Origin of the sequence: Microbacterium sp. LB12 (genome assembly GCF_037150835.1) — a bacterium.
In the GTDB taxonomy this organism is placed as follows: Bacteria; Actinomycetota; Actinomycetes; order Actinomycetales; family Microbacteriaceae; genus Microbacterium.
This window is the reverse complement of sequence record NZ_JBBCPF010000001.1, coordinates 690416-709435: the sequence shown is the minus strand read 5'-3', so window position 1 is coordinate 709435 and position 19020 is coordinate 690416. Positions and strand designations below refer to the sequence as shown.

The following is a 19020-nucleotide window of genomic DNA, read 5'->3' as shown; positions in this document are numbered from 1 at the left end:
GAGGAACCCGCGTCAGCGTCCGGAGACCTTTCCGAACGCCTTCGCGATCGGTGCGAGCACCAGCGGACGCGCCGCGACCCAGGCGATCGCGATCACGACGATCGAGACGACGAACACCCAGAAACCGGTCCAGGTCACGGCATCCTGCGAGGCGAACATGTGGTTCAGGTTGCGCAGGAATCCGGTCAGCATCACGAGCGCGACGTGGGCGATGATGAACGCCACGAAGTAGAGCATGATCGGGAAGTGCAGCGCCCTGGCCCACTCGACCGGGTAGGCCTTCGACAGCTTCTCGGCTTTCTTCGGCCACAGTCCCGACATCCGGAAACCGGTGATCGCCGCGAGCGGAGCCGCGATGAACACGGTCACGAAGTAGGCCAACTGCTGCAGGCTGTTGTAGTTGTTCCACCCGTTCTCGTGCGGCCAGTCGAACGAGACATATTGCAGCGCCGCCGACAGCGCGTTCGGGAAGACCTCCCAGCTCGTCGGCACGATGCGCACCCAGTGCCCGGTGACGAACAGCAGCACCACGAAGATCACGCCGTTCACCAGCCACAGGATGTCGAGGGACTGGTGGAACCACAGGTTCAGGCTGATCTTGCCCTTGGCGTTGCCGCGGGGCGTCCAGAACACGGTCGGCCGCTTCTCGGTGCGCACCTGCAGACCGGAGCGGATGATCAGCACCATCAGGAACATGTTGAAGAAGTGCTGCCAGCCGATCCACGGCGAGAAGCCGGGTTCGACGGCGATCGCGGGCGCGTACTCGCCAGGGAAAGCGGCGAGGAAGTCCTGCATGAACGGGAAGCTCAACAGCGTGCGCACGAAGGCGATCGCAGCGCCCGCGAGCACACCGAGCGCGGCCGCGCCGAACAGCACACCGATCGCCTGCGTCCACGTCGGGCGGCGACGGGCAGGAGCCGGGGCGGCGGCGATGTGCCGGGGCGCGCGGCCGTTCCAGACCGTGCGCGTCCAGGGCAGCGGCACGTCGACATCCGCATGAGCGGGAACGACAGCGGTGGGTGCCACGACGGGAGCAGCTTCCACCGCGAGGTCGGCCGGCCGATCGTCGGTCGACACCGCGGACGGCACGACCGCGACCCGAGGAGCCGTCCCCGCGGGCGGCCAGGGTTCCCCACCGACGACACGGGGCAGGCCACGGCGGACTCCGGTCGCGCCGGCACTCGGCAGGTCGGGGACGGAAGCGACGGCAGGCGCCACGACTGCAGCCGCGGCAGCAGAGGCCGACGCGACGACGGGCTCCGCGGACACGACGGGAGCAGCCGCGGCGCGCGCCACCACGGGAGCAGCACCGACCGGAGGCCAGGGCTCGCCGCCCGGCACGCGCGGGAGTCCGCGACGGAGGTGCGACGACGACGGAGCGACCGCAGCGGCGTCCTCCAGGGTCAGGGGCACCGACGCCTCGACCACCGGAACCACGGTGCCGGGCTCCGCGGCCGCGGCCGCCATGGTCACCTCGGCCACGGTCTCGACGACCGCCTCGACAGCCACCTCATCCGCGGGCGGCCACGGCTCTCCCCCGGGCACACGCGGCAGCCCGCGTCGCAGCATCCGCGTCGCCATGGTTACTTCTTCCGCGCCTCGAGCGCGGCGATCACCTGCGGCACCACGGCGAACACATCACCCACGATGCCGAAGTCCGCGACGTCGAAGATCGGCGCCTCCGGGTCCTTGTTGATCGCGACGATGTTCTTCGATGTCTGCATGCCCGCGCGGTGCTGGATCGCGCCGGAGATGCCGAGCGCGACATACAGCTGCGGCGACACCGAGACGCCGGTCTGCCCGACCTGGTGCGACTGCGGGATGTACCCCGCGTCGACGGCCGCGCGCGAGGCGCCGACGGCGGCACCGAGGGCATCGGCGAGCTCCTCGACCAGCACGAACTTCTCCTTGGAGGCGAGACCGCGCCCACCTGAGACGACCTTGGATGCGCCGCGGAGCTCGGGACGCGAGGAGGCGACCTCGACCGCATCCACGTCTCCCGCCGTCGCGGCGACCGCACCGGACGCCGGAACCGACAGCACCTCGACCGAGGGCGCGGCCACCGCCTCGGCGCGCGCATCCACCGCGCCCTGCCGCACCGTGATCACGGGGGCGCCGAACGTGGGGGCCGAGTCGACGAGGTACGCCCCGCCGTAGACCGAGTGGTGGGCCACGACGCCCTCGTCGTCGCGCGAGACGCCGACCGCGTCGACCGACAGCGCGCTCCTGGTGCGCACGGCGAAGCGTCCGGCCACATCACGACCGGTGATCGAGTTCGAGATGAGCACCGCGTCGGGGCGCACCTGGGCGGCCGCGGCGTCCAGGGCGTCGACGATCGGCACGGTGAGCGACGACGCGTCGCCCTCCGCGGTCAGCACCTCGGCGGCGCCGGCGGCCGCGGCCTGCTCGACGGTCGCAGGTGTGCCGCCGACAATGAGCGCCACGGGCGTGCCGATCGTCGCAGCCGCGCCGATCAGGGCGGCCGTGCTGCTCGCGGCGTAGCCGGACGGGTCGACGTCGATGAGGACGAGGATCGGGTTCTCGGGAGCGGTCATCTCACACCAGCCTGTTCTGCACGAGGAACTCGACGAGCTTGTCGGCCGCGTCGCCCTCATCGGTGATCTTCACGCCGGCCGCCCGCGGGGGCTTCTCCGACACCGTGGTCATGATCGTCCGCGGAGCGGCGGACGGATCGGCGGAGACATCCAGATCGGCGAGGGAGAGCACTTCGAGAGGCTTCTTCTTCGCGGCCATGATGCCCTTGAAGTTCGGGAATCGGGCGTCGGGGAGCGCCTCGGTGATCGAGATCACGGCGGGCAGCGGGGCCGACACCGCCTGGCTGCCGGCGTCCGCTCCGCGGGTTCCGGAGATACCGTCCGCGCTGATCTCGACCGACGTGAGCGCCGTGGCCTGTGCGAAGCCGAGGTGTTCGGCGAGCATCGCGGGGATGACTCCACCCGAGCCGTCGGTCGACAGGTTGCCGGTGATGACGAGGTCGGGGGCGCCGCGGCGGATCGCGGCGGCCAGCACTTCGGCGGTCAGGCCGAGGTCGGCACCGGCGAGCTGCTCATCCGCGATGTGGATCGCGGATGCGGCACCGATCGCGAGGGCGCGCCGCACCGACGCCGTCGAGCCTTCGGGAGCCATCGAGACGGCGACGACCTCCGTGCCCTCGTTCTTGTCGGCGTAGCTGAGCGCGACCTCGAGCGCGCGCTCCGTGATCTCGTCGAGCACGACATCACCGGCACCACGATCGGCGAGCCCTGTTTCGAGATTCAGCTTGCGATCGCCATAGGTGTCCGGCACCTCTTTGACCAGGACGAAGATCTTCATCGATTGCTCCTCACGACACGCTGAGTCTATCCGCATCGGCCTCTATGTAGCCAAAAGCAGAGATATTCACGGCCCGTGGCCACAGAATCGGCCGACAATGTATACATACTCCACAGTCCGCCGATCCTGCCCCACACCGCTCCGACACCGCCCTCCCCGCCGGTACCGTAGAGACGTGACCAGAACCCGTCCCCTTCCCGTGGATCCGCTCGCCGAGGCGAAGCGGCAGTGGATCGCACACGGGTGGACGGATGCCGCGGACGGCATGGCCCTGGTCACCTCGGTGATGCGCGCTCAGCAGCTGATGCTCGCCCGCGTCGATGCGGCGCTCAAGCCGTTCCGCCTCAGCTTCGCCCGCTTCGAGGTGCTGCGCCTGTTGGCGTTCAGCCGCGCCGGCAGCCTTCCCCTCTCCAGCGTCGTCGCCCGCCTCCAGGTGCATCCGACCACGGTCACCAGCACGGCCGAGCGGCTGGTGCGCGATGGGCTCATCGTGCGGGAACCGCACCCGCACGACGGTCGCGCCGCCCTCCTCGCCCTCACCGACTCCGGCCGCGAGCTGGTCGAGCGCGCCACGCGTGCTCTCAACGACGAGGTCTTCACAGACCCCGGCATGAGCGATGACGATGCCGCCGCGCTCGTGGCGATCGTCGCCCGCCTCCGCAAGAACGCCGGCGACTTCGCGGACCCCCGCCCACAGCCCGAAGCCCTCTGACATGACGCGGTTTGTCCTCGAGACGGTGATCGCCGCCCCACCCGCGACCGTGTTCGCCGCCTCACTCGACCCCGGCCTGCACGTGCGATCGATGACCCGCTACGGCGAGACCATGGTGGAGCCGCCCGCCGGAGGCGCATTCACCGAGGGCTCGACCGTGACGTGGCGGGCGCGACACTTCGGCATTCCGTTCCGGCTGCGCTCGACGGTGTTCGACATCGATCCTCCGCACGGGTTCTCCGACCGGCAGATCTCCGGGCCGTTCCGGTCCTTCCTGCACCAGCACACCTTCGACGCACACCCGCAGGGCACGCTCATGCGCGACGCGGTCACGTTCCACTCGCCCCTGGGGCCGCTGGGCCGCGCGGTCGACGCCCTCTTCCTCGCGAGGTACATGGAGCGGCTGATCGAGGAACGCAACAGGACGCTCCGCGCCGAGATCGAGGGCGGCGGGCGTACTCTGTCCGCATGAGCGAACTCCGCCTGCACACCACCCTCATCGGCCGCGGTCCCGCCGCGGCGATCCTGCTCAGCGACGACCAGGTCGCCGCCCTCGGAGCGGGCAAGGCCTTCCCGGTCGCAGTGACCATCGGCGGGCGCACCGCGCGGTTGCGACTGGCACGCATGGGCGGCGAGAACATGATCGGTTTCAGCAAGGCCGTCCGGGCCGATCTGGGCGTCGAGATCGACCAGGAGGTCGATGCCGTGATCCGCGTCGACAGCGCCGAGCGCACGGTCGACGTCCCGGCCGAGCTCGCGACGGCCCTCGACGCCGACCCCGCGGTGCGTGCGGCCTTCGACGCTCTGTCCTATACGCTGCGCAAAGAGCACGCCCGCTCGGTCGCCGAGGCCAAGCAGGAGGCGACGCGCGAGCGCCGCATCGCCAAGATCTTCGACGGCTTGCGGGCGTAGCCCCGGACTCAGCGGTTCTGGAAGTCGGGCGACCGCTTCTCGCGGAACGCCGACATCCCTTCCTTCTGATCGGCCGTGTCGAACAGCGCCGCGAAGGCGGTCTTCTCGTGCGCGAGGCCCTCCGCGAGCGTGGTCTCCATCGCGGCATCCAGGGCCGCCTTCGCCGCGTAGACCGACGGCAGCGACTTGGACGCGATCGTGTCGGCGAGCTTCGACGCCTCGGCGAGGAGATCCGGTGCCGGAACCACGCGTGAGACCAGTCCGGAGCGCTCCGCTTCCTCGGCACCCATGAAACGCCCGGACAGCACCAGCTCTGCAGCCTTGTAATAGCCGACCGCACGGATCAGACGCTGCGTCCCGCCCATGCCGGGGATCACGCCGAGGTTGATCTCGGGCTGTCCGAACTTCGCCGTATCGGCCGCGAGGATGATGTCGCACATCATCGCGAGCTCGCATCCGCCGCCGAGCGCGAAGCCGGAGACGGCCGCGATCACGGGGGTGCGCACCGCTGCGAACTCGTACCAGACACCGAAGTGGTCGGTCTCGAGCATCTCCGCCGCGGACATGCCCTCCATCTCCTTGATGTCGGCGCCGGCGGCGAACGCCTTCTCCGACCCCGTCACGACGATCGCACCGACGCCGTCATCCCCGTCGAAGGCGACGGCCGCCGCGGTGACCTCCTCCGCGAGCCGGCTGTTCAGCGCGTTGAGCGCCTCCGGCCGGTTCAGGGTGATCCACCCGACCCGTCCGCGCTGCTCGACAAGGATCGTGTCGTACTCGGTCATGTCGCCCTCTCCGTCGTGGTGGCTTCAGTATCTCGCGGGCGGGTCAGACGCGGTCGTCGCGGATGTCGGTGATGATGCCGGAGAAGTCGCGCGTCGCCCCGTCGCCCGCCGCGAATGCGGCATAGATCTCCTGCGCGAGGCGGCCCATGCGCGCGTCGGTCGAGGTCTGCTCGATCGCCTGCAGGGCGAGCCCGAGGTCCTTCGCCATCAGCGCACCGGCGAATCCCGGCTGGTAGTCGCGGTTGGCCGGACTCGTGGGCACGGGGCCCGGCACGGGGCAGTTCGTGGTGATCGACCAGCACTGGCCCGAGGCCTGCGACACCACGTCGAACAGGGCCTGGTGTTCGAGCCCCAGCCGCTCGCCGAGCACGAACGCCTCGGCCACCGCGATCTGCGACACCGCCAGCACCATGTTGTTGCACACCTTCGCGGCCTGCCCGAGTCCCGGTCCGCCACAGTGCACGATGCGCTTACCCATGACCTCGAGGAGCGGGAGGGCTGCCGCGAAATCGTCGTCCGATCCGCCGACCATGAACGCGAGAGTCCCGTTCTCCGCACCGACCACTCCGCCCGACACCGGAGCGTCGACGTTGCGGTGTCCCGCGGCGAGTGCAAGCGCATGTGCGGCTCTGGCTTCGTCGACGGCGATGGTCGACGACTCGATGAAGAGGGTGTCCGGTCGCGCCGCGGCGAGCAGCTCGGTGCGATACGCCTCGATCACGTGCCGCCCCGCGGGGAACATGGTGATGACGACATCCGCTTCGGTGACGGCGTCCGCGCCGCTCTCCGCGACCGTGATCCCGGCGGCCCGTGCCGCCTCGATCGCCGCGGGGACCAGGTCGAACCCATGCACCTCGTGACCCGCGGCGACGAGGTTCTTCGCCATCGGCAGGCCCATGTGCCCGAGGCCGAGGAACGCGACGCGAGTCACGATGCGCTCCGCAGCGAGGTGGTGGATCCGGCAGGACGCAGCATCTCGCGCCCGACGATCAGTCGCATGATCTCGTTGGTCCCTTCCAGGATCTGGTGCACGCGCAGGTCACGGACGACCTTCTCGATCCCGTAGTCCTGCAGGTATCCGTAGCCGCCGTGCAGCTGCAGCGCCCGGTTGGCGACATCGAAGCCGGCGTCGGTCGCGAAGCGCTTGGCCATCGCGCAGCGCATCGTGGCGTCGGGAGCGTGCTCGTCGACGGCCTGCGCGCCGTCGCGCACCATCAGGCGCGCGGCGTGGAGATCGGTGCGCATGTCGGCGATCGCGAACAGGATCGACTGCTTCTCCGCGAGCGGCTCGCCGAACGCCACGCGCTCGTGCACGTACTGCACCGCCCTGTCGAGCGCCCACTGCGCGCCGCCCAGCGAGCACGCGGCGATGTTCAGCCGTCCACCGTTGAGCGCCGACATCGCGATCGCGAAGCCGCGCCCCTCGTCGCCGAGCATGGCGGATGCCGGCACGCGGACACCGTCGAGGATCACCTGACGCGTGGGCTGCGCGTGCCAGCCCATCTTCTTCTCGTGCGGTCCGAAGCTCAGCGACTCAGCATCACCGGGGACCAGGAACGCGCTGATGCCGCGTGCGCCCGGCTCGCCCGTGCGCGCCATGACGACATACACCGCGGCCTCGCCGGCGCCGGAGATGAACTGCTTGACGCCGGTGAGCACGTAGTCGTCGCCGTCACGCACTGCACTCGTGGCGACGTTCGCGGCGTCCGACCCGACCCCGGGCTCGGTCAGGCAGTAGCCCCCGAACTGTTCCATGGCGGTCAGCTTCGGCAGCCATTCGCCGCGCTGTGCGGCGTCGCCATACGTGTCGATCATCCAGACGACCATGTTGTGGATCGAGATGTAGGCGGCGACGGCGGGGTCGCCCTTCGCGAGCTCCTCGAAGATGGCGACGGTGTCGGCGCGGCTGAGGCCGGTGCCGCCGAACTCCTCATCGACGTAGATGCCGCCGAGGCCGAGCTCCCCGGCGCGGTGCAGCGATTCCCGCGGGAACAGGTGCTTCTCGTCGCGTTCGGCGGCGTACGGCGCGAGCTCGGTCTCCGCGAACTCGCGGACGGCACCGAGGATCGCTTCGCGCTCCTCGGCGGTGGTGCTGACGGTGGTCATGGTCATGTCGATTCCTCGTGGGATTTCCGCGGCCTAGTGCATGGTGGGGATGACGAAGCTGGCACCCTCGCGGATCCCGCTGGGCCACCGGCTCGTCACCGTCTTGGTCTTCGTGTAGAAGCGGAACGCATCGGCGCCGTGCTGGTTGAGGTCGCCGAAGCCGCTGCGCTTCCATCCGCCGAACGTGTAATACGCGATGGGGACGGGGATCGGCACGTTCACACCGACCATGCCGACCTCGACGCGCGCCGCGAAGTCGCGGGCGGAGTCGCCGTCGCGCGTGAAGATCGCGACCCCGTTGCCGTACTCGTGCTCCGAGGCCATGCGCAGCGCCTCCTCGTAGTCGGCGGCACGGGCGATCACGAGCACGGGTCCGAAGATCTCCTCGCGGTAGATCGCCATGTCGGTCGTGACGTGGTCGAACAGCGTCGGTCCGAGGTAGAACCCTTCCTCTTGGCCTTCGACCGTGAACCCTCGTCCGTCGGCGAGAAGCGTCGCCCCTTCGTCGACACCCTGCTGGATGTAGCCTTCGACGCGCTCGACCGCGGCGCGCGTGACCAGGGGGCCGTAGTCGACGTCCGCGGCGAGCGAGGGTCCGACGCGAAGTTGGGCGACGCGCTCGGTGAGCTTGGCGGCCAGCGCATCCGCGGTCTCCTGCCCCACCGGCACGGCCACCGAGATCGCCATACAGCGCTCGCCCGCCGAACCGTAACCCGCGCCGATCAGCGCATCCACGGCCTGGTCGAGGTCGGCATCCGGCATCACGATCATGTGGTTCTTCGCGCCGCCGAAGCACTGTGCGCGCTTGCCGTGCGCCGCGGCCGTCGCGTAGATGTACTCGGCGATCGGCGTGGAGCCGACGAAGCCGACGGCGCGGATGCGGTCGTCGGTGAGCAGCGTGTCGACGGCTTCCTTGTCGCCGTGCACGACGTTGAGCACGCCCTCCGGAAGTCCCGCTTCCCGGAACAGCTCGGCGAGACGCACGGGCACCGAGGGGTCGCGCTCGCTGGGCTTGAGCACCACAGCGTTGCCTGCGGCGAGCGCCGGTCCCGCCTTCCACAGCGGGATCATCGCGGGGAAGTTGAACGGGGTGATCGCGGCGACGACCCCGAGCGGCTGACGCATCGAGTACACGTCGATGCCCGCTCCGGCGCCCGTGGAGTACTCGCCCTTGAGGAGGTGCGGTGCGCCGGCGGAGAACTCGATAACCTCGAGTCCGCGCTGGATGTCGCCCTTGGCGTCGTCGACCGTCTTGCCGTGCTCGCTCGCGAGCAGTTCGGCCAGCGACTGCATCTCGCGCTGCACCAGATCGAGGAAGCGGAGCAGCACCCTGGCGCGCTTCTGCGGATTGGTCGCCGCCCAGCCGACCTGCGCTTCCTCGGCGTTCGCGATCACGCGACGCACCTCGTCTGCGGAGGCGAGCGGCACCCGGGCCTGCACGGCTCCGGTGCTCGGGTCGAACACGTCGGCGAAGCGGCCGGAGTCCGGGGTGAGAAGCGATCCGCCCACGAAGTGCGGGATAGTACGAGTCATTGTGTGACATCCCTCCGTGCCGTCGTTGGCACATTGGGGAGTTTACTCTGAGGACCGGATATTTACTAGGACATCCTTGTATCTGACGCTCTTCGGCTGCTGCCCGTGCACGCGGTTGTTCGCGCCCCGTTCACCGCCGCGTCATCTGGCCCGAGTACAACTGCAAGTGCGCGGACAGAGACTCAGACCGGATCGGGTGTCACGTCATCCGCGCGAACGGTGAGCATTCTCGCTCCCGTCGCGGCGCCCACGCCGCGAGACCCCCGCCGAATCGGGTCGGCGGGGGTCCTCTTCGTGCGGTGGGCGGGCGGCCGGGGACGACCCGCATCCGAACTAGAATCGACGGTGCGCCGCGACCCCTGGCGCAGCCGCTTCGGCGTCCCGATCCCGGACGCCCGACATCGAGGACTCCCCATGTCCGAACCACTCACCGTGTCCATCCGCCGCGAAGTCGACCCCGAGCGCATCATCGAGGCGACCGCCTGGGTGCAGACGGGGGTGAATCTCGCGACGAAGTATCCCGGCTTCCTCGGCTCGGGCTGGGTGCGCGCCGGCGAGGACTCGCAGGTGTGGCACATGCTCTACCGCTTCGCGAACGAGGATGCGCTGACCGCGTGGGAGCAGTCGGCCGAGCGGACCTGGTGGCTCTCGATGGGCGAGGGGTTCGTGCGCAGCGAGCGCTCCAAGCGCCGCACCGGGATCGAGGGCTGGTTCGACGAGCCGACCACCGGCACCATCACTCTTCCCGCCGCCGACGGCACCACCGCCACGGTCGCGGTCGCCCCGGCGCCGCCGCGCTGGAAACAGGCCGTGTCGATCTGGCTCGGCTTCTTCCCGGTCAACCTCGCCTTCACCTACGCCCTGAGTCCCGTCCCCGGGTGGAACGAACTGCCGATCTGGTTGCGCGTGCTCGTGACGACCCTCGTGCTCACGCCGATCATGGCCTATTGGGTGCTGCCGGTCGTGACCCGCTCGCTGCGCAGCTGGCTCAACCGCTGACCTCGTGCGCTGACGTCAGCCAACCGCACTCGCACGCAGAAGCGCCCCGCCGACGGATCGGAGGGGCGCTTCTCTTGTCGATGCGGGGTGTCAGCCCTCGATGTGCCGCTCGTCGGGGCCGTCGTAGAACGACAGCGGACGGATCAGCGCGTTGGATCCGGCCTGCTCGATCACGTGAGCGGTCCAGCCCGTGACGCGCGCCGCCACGAACAGCGGCGTGAAGGTCAGGGTGTCGAAGCCGATCAGGTTGTAAGCAGGGCCGGACGGGTAGTCGAGGTTCGGGTAGATGCCCTTGCGCGCCACGAACTCTGACTCGAGCGCGTCGTAGAGAGCCGCGACGTCGGGGCGGTCGTAGTGCTCCACGAGTGTGTCGAGCGCGGCCTTCATGGTGGGCACGCGCGAGTCGCCGCGCTTGTACACCCGGTGGCCGAAGCCCATGATCTTGCGCTTCTCGGCGAGAGCCGAATCGAGCCACGGCACCACGTTGTCGGCCGTGCCGATGTCGTCGAAGATGTGCAGAACGGCCTCGTTCGCTCCGCCGTGCAGCGGGCCCTTGAGCGCACCGATCGCCCCGACGACCGCCGAGTAGATGTCGCTCAGCGTCGAGGTGATCACGCGCGCCGTGAACGTGGAGGCGTTGAAGGAGTGCTCGGCGTACAGGATCATCGAGCGGTTGAAGGCGTCGACCACGACGTCATCGGCCTCTTCGCCGAACGTCATCCAGAGGAAGTTCGCGGAGTAGTCGAGGTCGTCGCGCGGAGGGATGACCTCCTGGCCGCGCCGGCGCCGCTGCCCGTACGCGACGATCGCGGGCAGCGCCGCGAACAGTCGGATGCTGCGCTCGAGGTTCTGCTCGGGACTGCCGCCCGCATCCAGCACGGAGCCGCCCGCGGTCGTGTCGCACGCGCCGATCAGACTGACCGCGGTGCGCACCTCGTCCATCGGATGGGCATCGAGCGGCACCAGGTCGATCGCGGCCTTCACGTTGTCGGCGAGGGCGCGCTGCGAGCGCTCCGCCGCACGGAACGCGGCCAGCTCGTCCGGCGTCGGTAGCTCGCCGTTCCAGAGCAGATACGCGACCGCCTCGAACGGCTGCGTGGCTGCGAGCTCCTGCACCGGATAGCCGCGATACAGCAGGCTGTTCGTCTCGGGGTTGACCTTCGAGATGGCCGTCGTGTCGACGACGACGCCCGCGAGGCCCTTCTTGATGTCCGGCTCGGTCATGGTCACTCCTTCGTGATGGTGAAGTTGAAGACGCCGGAGTCGAAGTGGTTGTACGACTCGTAGTCGATCAGGTCGTAGAGATCGGCGCGGTGCTGCATCTCGCCGAGCTTCGAAGTCAGGTGCCCCTCGTCGTTCAGAGTATCCAGTGCACGCCCGGCCGCCCCCATCGAGATGCGCAGCAGCGACACCGGCCAGATCACCAGGTTCACTCCGGCGTCGCGCAGCTGGTCGACGGAGAACAGCTCGCTCTTGCCGAACTCGGTCATGTTCGCCAGGATCGGCACATCCAGCCCCTCGGCCATGGCCTCGAACTCGGCGAGTGTGCGCATCGCCTCGGGGAACACCGCGTCGGCGCCGGCATCCACCAGCGCCTTGGCCCGGTCGATCGCGGCATCCAGTCCCTCGACCGCGCGGATGTCGGTGCGCGCCATGATGAGGAAGTTCTCGTCGCGGCGAGCGTCGGCGGCGGCACGGATGCGCTTGATGGCCGTGTTCTCGTCGACCACCGCCTTGCCGTCGAGGTGACCGCAGCGCTTCGGGTTGATCTGGTCCTCGATGTGCGTGCCGGCGAGGCCCGCGTCTTCGAGCTCCTGAATCGTGCGGGCCACGTTCATCGGCTCACCGAAGCCGGTGTCGGCGTCGACGATCGCGGGCAGGTCGGTCATGCGGGCGATCTGCTTGGCGCGCCCTGCGACCTCGGTCAGGGTCGTGAGGCCGATGTCGGGGAGTCCGAGGTCGGCGGAGAGCACGGCTCCGGAGATGTACACACCGTCGAAGCCCTTCTGCTCGATCAGGCGTGCGCTCAGCGGGTTGAACGCCCCGGGGAGACGGAGCAGTTCGCCGGAGCGCAGCCGCTCCCGGAACAGCCGCCGCTTCTCGGTCGGGGTGACGGTGGAGTACAGCATCAGAACAGACCCTTGGGGGCGTCGGCGGCTTCGAGCAGACCGGGCTTCGCGACGATCGACAGCTCGCCGACCTCGGCCGCCGTGAGCTCGGGCAGACGCTGCACGAGGGCGAGGAACCGCTCGATCTCGGCCGGCTCGAGCACCGGCTCCGCCAGCAGACGGAACTTCGCGATGTAGTTCTCCCGGGCGAAGGGACGCGCACCGAGCGGGTGCGCGTCGGCCACCGCGATCTCGTCGACCACGGTCGAACCGTCCGCCAACCGGATCTCCACGCGACCGCCGAACGCCTTCTCCGCGGGGTCGTCGGAGTGGTAGCGGCGCGTCCACTCGGCATCCTCGGCCGTGGTGATCTTGTGCCACAGCGCGACGGTGTCGGCGCGACCCGCACGCTCGGGAGCGTAGGAGTCGACGTGGTGCCAGCCGCCGTCCTGCAGCGCGACGGCGAAGATGTACGGCACCGAGTGGTCGAGTGTCTCGCGCGACGCCGTGGGGTCGTACTTCTGCGGGTCGTTCGCGCCGGAGCCGATCACGTTGTGCGTGTGGTGGCTGGTGTGGATCACGATCGACTCGATGTTCGCGGGGTCGCGCAGTGCCGGGTTCTCGATCCCGAGCTTGCGGGCGAGGTCGATCAGCGCCTGCGCCTGGTACTCGGCCGAGTGCTCCTTCGTGTAGGAGTCGAGGATCGCCCGCTTGGGCTCGCCCGCGGCGGGCAAGGGCACCTCGTACGCGGCGTCCTTGCCGTCGAGCATCCAGGCGATCACACCGTCTTCGCCTTCGTAGATCGGGGCAGGGCTGGTCTGCCCGCGCATGGCCCGGTCGACCGCTTCGACGGCCATCTTGCCCGCGAACGCCGGAGCGTGCGCCTTCCAGGTGGAGATCTCGCCCTTGCGGCTCTGACGCGTTGCGGTCGTGGTGTGCAGTCCCTGTCCGACGGCCTGGTAGATGGTCTCGACGTCGAGACCGAGGAGCGTGCCGATGCCGGCGGCCGCCGACGGGCCGAGGTGGGCCACGTGATCGATCTTGTGCTTGTGCAGGCAGATCGCGCGCACCAGGTCCATCTGGATCTCGTAGCCGGTGGCGATACCGCGCACGAGAGCGCGGCCATCCCTGCCCGCGTGCTGCGCGACCGCGAGGATCGGCGGGATGTTGTCGCCGGGGTGCGAGTACTCCGCGGCGAGGAACGTGTCGTGGTAGTCGAGCTCACGCACGGCGACGCCGTTGGCCCACGCCGCCCACTCCGGGCTGGTGCGGTGGTCGAGCGCCGCACCGAACAGGTTCGCGCCGAGCCCGCCGGTCGAGACCGGGTGGCTGAAGGCCTGCGCGCGGGCGGCGTTGATCGGGGCGCGGGTGAGGGATGCCGCAGCGACCGAGGCGTTGTCGATGATGCGGTTGATGATCATGTCGACGACGTCCTGCTCGACCTCGACCTGGTCGGCGGCGACCTCGGCGATCTTCCAGGCGAGCTGATCCTCGCGGGCGAGGTTCTCTTCGCTGCGGTGGACGCGGACGTGGTGGGTGACGGTCATGAGAGTCCTTCGGTCGTGGAGCGAGACGAGATGTCTTCGGGCAGGGAGTCGAGGATGCCGGCGAGTGCGTTGTGCAGGTGCACGTGCGTGGCATGGGCGGCGAGGTCGCCGTCGCGTGCGGCGAGCGCCTGCGCGATGGTGCGGTGCTCGGCGGCCGAGGCCGCGAGCCGCGCAGGCTTGTCCCGCGCCATCCGGCGCACCCGCACGAGGTGGGTGCGCACGGTGCGCAGAGCGGCGGCGATGTAGTCGTTGGCGACCGCGGCGTCGAGCGCGGCGTCGAAGCGGGCGATCAGCGCATAGTACGCGTCGCGTCCGGCGGGAGCGGTGAGGTCGACGCGCGCGAACTCGTCGGCGAGAGCGGCGAACAGGCGCGCATCCCCGCGGGCGGCGGCGAGTCGTGCGGAGCTCTCTTCGAGCGCACGGCGGATCTCGAAGAGCGAGCGGATGTCGTCGGCGTCCAGGTCGGCGACCACCGTGACCCGCGGCGACTGCTGCACCACGAGCCCGTCGGCGGCGAGCCGACGCAGCGCTTCGCGCATGGGGGTGCGGCTCACGCCGAGGCGCTCGGCCTGGTCGACCTCGCCGAGCACGAAGCCGGCGGGAAGGGCGCCCGACTGGATGTCGTCGAGCAGCGCGGCGTACGCGCGATCGCTCGCGGAGGTGCGCTCGACGGGGAGGGTCATCCCCTCAGTGTATACATAAAGCAGGCGAGAAGGCTCGACCTGTCTCATCGAGACGTTCCGCGTATACATTCCTCGCGCAGCTGATGCCGTCGAGCCACCCCTTCCGCGCGAACCGGCCCCCTTCGTGCGCGCAGAACGGGCCGGGCCGCACGCGAGGGGGTGGTTCGGCGCGAGAGGGCTGGGCTAGGGAGTCGGGTCGGGGAGGGGCTCGACGAACTCCGGCGGCACGGGCTCGCCGAGCTTGACCACGATCACCCCGGCGAGCACGAGGACGCCGCCGACAGCCTGCAGCAGGTCGGGGAGCTGTCCGAGCAGCAGCCACCCGAACAGCAGCGCGGCGACCACCTCGGCGAGCGCGACGAACGATGCCAGCCGCGAGCCGAGCATCCGGGTGGAGGCGATGCCGAGCAGATACGCGACGGCGGTCGACACGAGTCCCATCGCGAGCACCGGGACGAACCAGGGCACAGAGCCGAAGCGATACGCGATGTCTCCCGTGGTCCAGGCGAGCGGGAGCACGCCGACCAGACCCGCAGCGGTCAGGCCGAGCGCGCCGAGCAACAGCCCCACGCCGGCGAGCGCGATCGGCGGGAGCCCGGTGTCGGCCCTGGCGGAGAGCACGAAGTACGTCGCCGCACCCACCATCGCGCCGAGCGCCCAGAAGATGCCCGCGACGTCGACCTTCGCTCCGGTGACGATGTCGAGCATGAGGACGAGTCCGACGAACGCGATGACGGCCCCGAGGATGCTGCGCCCGCTCGGACGCTCCCCCCGGCGCAGCCAGAGCCAGAGGATCACGGCGACCGGTGCCGTGTACTCGATGAGCAGCGCGATGCCGACATCCATCACCGCGACGGCCTGGAAGTAGAACAGCTGGGTGGCCGTGACGGCGAGGAGACCGTAGGCGGCGACCATCCCTGCGCTCCGCCACAGCATCCGCCACCGTCCGCGCAGAGCGAGGATCGTCGGGATGAGCAGGACGAGCGCCGCCACCCAGACGCGCGCGGTGACCGCGGCCCCGGGAGTCCACCCGGCGTCGATGAGGCCGCGCGCCCATGCACCCGACATGCCGAACGCGAAGGCGGCGGCGATCGCGAGGGGGATGCCGAGGCGGACGCCGGATGCCGTCGCACGCGGACGGTCATCGACAACTGTACTCATGACCGATGACGCTACTCTCGCCCGATGTAAGCTGTCAACATGATCTTTGCCGATGACACGGAGGACGCCCTCCGCGCCGCCGTCTGGCTCGTGAACTCCGCCGAGGATCCGGATACGCTGACGGACCGCGCGGACGAGGACGCCTTCCTCCAGACGTTCCCCTACACGGGACGCATCGACCGCGACGACGACGAGGTCGCGGCTCTGCGGGCCGTGCGCCCCCGGATGCGGGCGATGCTCCTCGCCCCTCGCGACGACATGGCCGCGCACGTCAACGACGCCCTCTCCGCCGTGCGGATCACACCCCGACTGGTGCGGCACGACGACATCGACTGGCACATGCATGCGCTGCCCGACGAGCGACCCCTCGCGGAGCGCATCCTCATCGAGACGGCCATGGCCCTGATCGACGTGATCCGCGCCGACGAGGGTTCGCGCATCTCGGTCTGCGCCGACGACACCTGCCAGGCGCTCGCGCTCGACCTCTCCCGCAACCGCTCCAAGCGCTACTGCTCGACGACCTGCGCGAACCGCAACGCAGTCGCCGCGTATCGCGCCCGCCGTGCCGAGGCCTGACCCCGGCGCGAATCGCTTCTAGCCGACGCCGACGACGCCCTCGAAGAGTCCGATGTGGTTGCCGTCGGGATCGACGATGACCGCCCACGCGACCTATGAGCGCAGGCGGTTGCGTTCCTGCACCAGGTCTGTACGGATTCTGCAGCTCATCCATCTAGATCAGCCTTACCGTGCCTGAGCATAAGGTTCATCAAACTGGCATGCTCATCGCGATGCGGAGCGAAGGGACGAGAGCGCCGGTTCATGCGACGTATTCTCGCGGCGGTCTCGGACATTCGGTTGCAATGCCCGAGACCACCTGTGCGCGGTCACGAACCGGGGATGAGCCCTTCCGCCGCGAGGTTCGCCCACAGCGCGGCGGGGATCTCGGCGGCGGCGTACTCCGCGTTCTGATGCAGCTGCGCCGGACGGCTTCCGCCCACCACGACCGACCGCACCGCGGCGGCCTGCAGCGGGAACTGGATCGCCGCAGCGGGAAGCGGCACGTCGTGGTCGGCGCAGACCGCGGCGATGCGCACGAGGCGATCCCACAGCTCGTCGGGCAGCTGCCCGTACTCGTAGCGTCCGTCACGACGCGGCTCGCTCGACGCGAGCAGCCCGGAGTTGAAGACGGATGCCGCGACGATCCCGGTCCCGGTCTCGCGGCACGCGGGCAGCACGTCGACCGCGGCCGGCTGTTCGAGCAGCGTGTAGCGGCCGGCCACCATGATCAGGTCGAGGTCGGCCGAGCGCACGGCCGCGGCGAGAGCCTCCGACACCATCGATCCGATGCCGATCGCCGCCACCTCGCCGTCCGCACGAAGCTGCTCCAGCGCGGGCAGCGCCTCGGCCAGGGCGAGGTCGAGGTCGTGCCGCTCCGGGTCGTGCAGGTAGAGCAGGTCGATGCGCTCGATGCCGAGCCGCTCGCGCGACTCGTCGAGGCTTGCTCGGATGCCCGCCGCCGAGAAGTCCCACACGCGCTGCAGCTCATCCGGCACGTGGAAATCGTTCGCGGTGTCGAGGCCGCCGGCGTGGTCGGGATTCGGCCGCAGCAACCGTCCGGCCTTCGTCGACAGCACGTACTCGTCACGCGGCTTGGTCCGCAGGAACGCCCCGAGTCGACGCTCGGACAGCCCCAGCCCGTAGTGCGGCGCGGTGTCGTAGAAGCGGATACCGCTCTCCCACGCCGCATCCAGCACGGCCCAGGACTCGTCGTCGCTCAGCGGGCGGAACAGGTTGCCGAGGTTCGCGGCGCCGTAGCCGAGCGTCGGCACGGACAGACGATCAGGCGCCGACATGTGCACCGGTCCAGGTGTAGGCGGCGATGCTGTCGGCCTTCATCTCCATGCCGGAGCCCGGCGCGGTCGGCGCCATGTAGGAGCCGCCCTGGATGTCGGTCGGGACGACGAAGTGCTCGTGCAGGTGATCCACGAACTCGATCATGCGCCCTTCCCGGGTGCCGGTGACAGCGACGAAGTCGAACATCGACAGGTGCTGCACGGCCTCGCACAGGCCCACACCTCCCGCGTGCGGGCACACGGGCACGCCGAACTTGGCGGCGAGCAGCAGGTTGGCGATGTTCTCGTTCACGCCGGCGACACGCACGGCGTCGATCTGCATGACCCCGATCGCGTCGGCCTGCAGCAGCTGCTTGAAGATGACGCGGTTCTGCGCGTGCTCGCCGGTCGCGACACGGATGGGGGCGACGCCGCGGGCGATCTCGGCGTGGCCGAGCACGTCGTCCGGGCTGGTGGGCTCTTCGATCCAGGCCGGGTGGAACTCGGCGAGCGCGTTCACCCACTCGATCGCCTCGGACACCTCCCAGCGCTGGTTGGCGTCGATCGCGATCGGGAAGTCCGGTCCGCACACCTCGCGCGCCTTGCGGAAGCGTCGGATGTCGTCGTCGAGGTCGGCGCCCACCTTGAGCTTGATCTGCGTGAAGCCGTCGGCCATGGCCTCGCGGGCGAGGCGCTCGAGCTTCTCGTCGGAGTAGCCGAGCCAGCCGGGGCTGGTCGTGTAGCCCGGATATCCGGTCGCGAGCAGCTGCTGCTCCCGCTCGGCGCGGCCGGGCTCGGCGGCGCGCAGGATCTCGAGCGCGTCCTCGCGGGTGAGCGCGTTGGTGAGGTAGCGGAAGTCGACGAGGTCGACGAGCTCCTCCGGCGTCATGCGGGCGAGCAGCTGCCAGAGCGGCAGTCCCGCGCGCTTGGCCTTGATGTCCCACAGCGCGTTGATGACCGCGCCGATGGCCATGTGCATGACACCCTTCTCGGGGCCGAGCCAGCGCAGCTGCGAGTCGCCGATGATCTCCCGGAACGTGCCGCCCATGTCTTCGAGCAGCGGCTCGATCTCGCGGCCGACGAGGTGCCCGGCGAGGGCGTCGATCGCCGCGACCTGCACGTCGTTGCCGCGTCCGATCGTGAAGACGAACGCGTGCCCCTCGATGTCGTCGGCGGCGTCGGTGCGGACGATCACGTAGGCGGCGGAGTAGTCGGGGTCGGGGTTCATCGCGTCCGACCCGTCCAGGCTCAAGGACGTGGGGAAGCGGATGTCGGTGGTGTCGAGGGCGACGATACGGCTCACGGGGGG

At 69.7% G+C, this 19020-nt stretch carries 19 protein-coding genes; 5 read left to right on the top strand and 14 right to left on the bottom strand.

The window, feature by feature from the left end; all coding sequences use genetic code 11:
* Positions 1–12 precede the first annotated feature (12 nt).
* From WFM69_RS03495 to WFM69_RS03485, 3 genes are read right to left on the bottom strand one after another with little or no spacing between them, the layout of a single operon-like run.
* Positions 13–1581 (bottom strand): cytochrome b/b6 domain-containing protein, encoded by a 1569-nt coding sequence (locus WFM69_RS03495; RefSeq protein ID WP_337001679.1) that lies wholly within the window; start codon positions 1579–1581, stop codon positions 13–15.
* A gap of 2 nt (positions 1582–1583) precedes the next feature.
* Positions 1584–2555 (bottom strand): electron transfer flavoprotein subunit alpha/FixB family protein, encoded by a 972-nt coding sequence (locus WFM69_RS03490; RefSeq protein WP_337001678.1) that lies wholly within the window; start codon positions 2553–2555, stop codon positions 1584–1586.
* 1 nt (position 2556) lies between these two features.
* Entirely contained in the window at positions 2557–3333 is a 777-nt protein-coding gene (locus tag WFM69_RS03485; RefSeq protein WP_337001676.1) for an electron transfer flavoprotein subunit beta/FixA family protein, read from the bottom strand.
* A gap of 175 nt (positions 3334–3508) precedes the next feature.
* Between WFM69_RS03485 and WFM69_RS03480 the strand changes: the two genes are divergently transcribed.
* From WFM69_RS03480 to WFM69_RS03470, 3 genes are read left to right on the top strand one after another with little or no spacing between them, the layout of a single operon-like run.
* Complete coding sequence (locus tag WFM69_RS03480) at positions 3509–4045, top strand: MarR family winged helix-turn-helix transcriptional regulator (protein WP_337001674.1); 537 nt, start codon at positions 3509–3511, stop codon at positions 4043–4045.
* Position 4046: 1 nt separating this feature from the next.
* Entirely contained in the window at positions 4047–4517 is a 471-nt protein-coding gene (locus tag WFM69_RS03475) for an SRPBCC family protein (RefSeq protein ID WP_337001673.1), read from the top strand.
* Positions 4514–4957 carry a YdeI/OmpD-associated family protein gene (locus tag WFM69_RS03470; protein WP_337001671.1) on the top strand — a complete coding sequence of 148 codons (444 nt, stop codon included), beginning with the start codon at positions 4514–4516 and terminating at the stop codon, positions 4955–4957. The genes WFM69_RS03475 and WFM69_RS03470 overlap by 4 nt, the downstream gene beginning before the upstream one ends.
* Positions 4958–4965: 8 nt before the next feature.
* Here WFM69_RS03470 and WFM69_RS03465 read toward each other — a convergent pair whose 3' ends face one another.
* The 4 genes from WFM69_RS03465 to WFM69_RS03450 are packed head-to-tail and all read right to left on the bottom strand — an operon-like array spanning position 4966 to position 9381.
* Positions 4966–5742 carry an enoyl-CoA hydratase-related protein gene (locus tag WFM69_RS03465; RefSeq protein WP_337001669.1) on the bottom strand — a complete coding sequence of 259 codons (777 nt, stop codon included), beginning with the start codon at positions 5740–5742 and terminating at the stop codon, positions 4966–4968.
* A 43-nt stretch (positions 5743–5785) separates the two neighbouring features.
* Complete coding sequence (mmsB, locus tag WFM69_RS03460; protein ID WP_337001667.1) at positions 5786–6673, bottom strand: 3-hydroxyisobutyrate dehydrogenase; 888 nt, start codon at positions 6671–6673, stop codon at positions 5786–5788.
* Positions 6670–7854 carry an acyl-CoA dehydrogenase family protein gene (locus WFM69_RS03455; protein ID WP_337001665.1) on the bottom strand — a complete coding sequence of 395 codons (1185 nt, stop codon included), beginning with the start codon at positions 7852–7854 and terminating at the stop codon, positions 6670–6672. The genes mmsB and WFM69_RS03455 overlap by 4 nt, the downstream gene beginning before the upstream one ends.
* Before the next feature lie 27 nt (positions 7855–7881).
* Positions 7882–9381: a CoA-acylating methylmalonate-semialdehyde dehydrogenase gene (locus WFM69_RS03450; protein ID WP_337001663.1), complete on the bottom strand. Its 1500-nt coding sequence runs from the start codon at positions 9379–9381 to the stop codon at positions 7882–7884.
* A 414-nt stretch (positions 9382–9795) separates the two neighbouring features.
* On the opposite strand from WFM69_RS03450, the gene WFM69_RS03445 reads away from it, so the two are divergent.
* Positions 9796–10380, top strand: coding sequence for an antibiotic biosynthesis monooxygenase (locus WFM69_RS03445; protein WP_337001661.1), 585 nt, complete (start codon positions 9796–9798; stop codon positions 10378–10380).
* Between the two features lie 90 nt (positions 10381–10470).
* Here the strand turns inward: WFM69_RS03445 and WFM69_RS03440 are convergent, their stop codons facing one another.
* The 5 genes from WFM69_RS03440 to WFM69_RS03420 all read right to left on the bottom strand — a co-directional run bounded on the left by WFM69_RS03440 (position 10471) and on the right by WFM69_RS03420 (position 15879).
* Positions 10471–11604 carry a bifunctional 2-methylcitrate synthase/citrate synthase gene (locus tag WFM69_RS03440; RefSeq protein ID WP_337001659.1) on the bottom strand — a complete coding sequence of 378 codons (1134 nt, stop codon included), beginning with the start codon at positions 11602–11604 and terminating at the stop codon, positions 10471–10473.
* 2 nt (positions 11605–11606) lie between these two features.
* On the bottom strand, positions 11607–12509 hold the full coding sequence (prpB, locus tag WFM69_RS03435) for a methylisocitrate lyase (protein WP_337001657.1): 903 nt from the start codon (positions 12507–12509) through the stop codon (positions 11607–11609).
* Positions 12509–14035: an MmgE/PrpD family protein gene (locus WFM69_RS03430; protein ID WP_337001655.1), complete on the bottom strand. Its 1527-nt coding sequence runs from the start codon at positions 14033–14035 to the stop codon at positions 12509–12511. The genes prpB and WFM69_RS03430 overlap by 1 nt, the downstream gene beginning before the upstream one ends.
* Complete coding sequence (locus tag WFM69_RS03425; protein ID WP_337001653.1) at positions 14032–14718, bottom strand: GntR family transcriptional regulator; 687 nt, start codon at positions 14716–14718, stop codon at positions 14032–14034. Before WFM69_RS03425 ends, WFM69_RS03430 begins: the two co-directional genes overlap by 4 nt.
* A gap of 183 nt (positions 14719–14901) precedes the next feature.
* Positions 14902–15879: an EamA family transporter gene (locus tag WFM69_RS03420; RefSeq protein ID WP_337001651.1), complete on the bottom strand. Its 978-nt coding sequence runs from the start codon at positions 15877–15879 to the stop codon at positions 14902–14904.
* Positions 15880–15918: 39 nt separating this feature from the next.
* Between WFM69_RS03420 and WFM69_RS03415 the strand changes: the two genes are divergently transcribed.
* Positions 15919–16455, top strand: coding sequence for a CGNR zinc finger domain-containing protein (locus WFM69_RS03415; protein WP_337001649.1), 537 nt, complete (start codon positions 15919–15921; stop codon positions 16453–16455).
* Positions 16456–16763: 308 nt separating this feature from the next.
* Here the strand turns inward: WFM69_RS03415 and WFM69_RS03410 are convergent, their stop codons facing one another.
* Entirely contained in the window at positions 16764–17732 is a 969-nt protein-coding gene (locus WFM69_RS03410) for an aldo/keto reductase (protein ID WP_337001647.1), read from the bottom strand.
* A complete protein-coding gene (locus tag WFM69_RS03405; protein ID WP_337001645.1) occupies positions 17719–19014 on the bottom strand; it encodes an L-fuconate dehydratase in 1296 nt (431 codons plus the stop codon). Before WFM69_RS03405 ends, WFM69_RS03410 begins: the two co-directional genes overlap by 14 nt.
* Between the last annotated feature and the right edge of the window lie 6 nt (positions 19015–19020).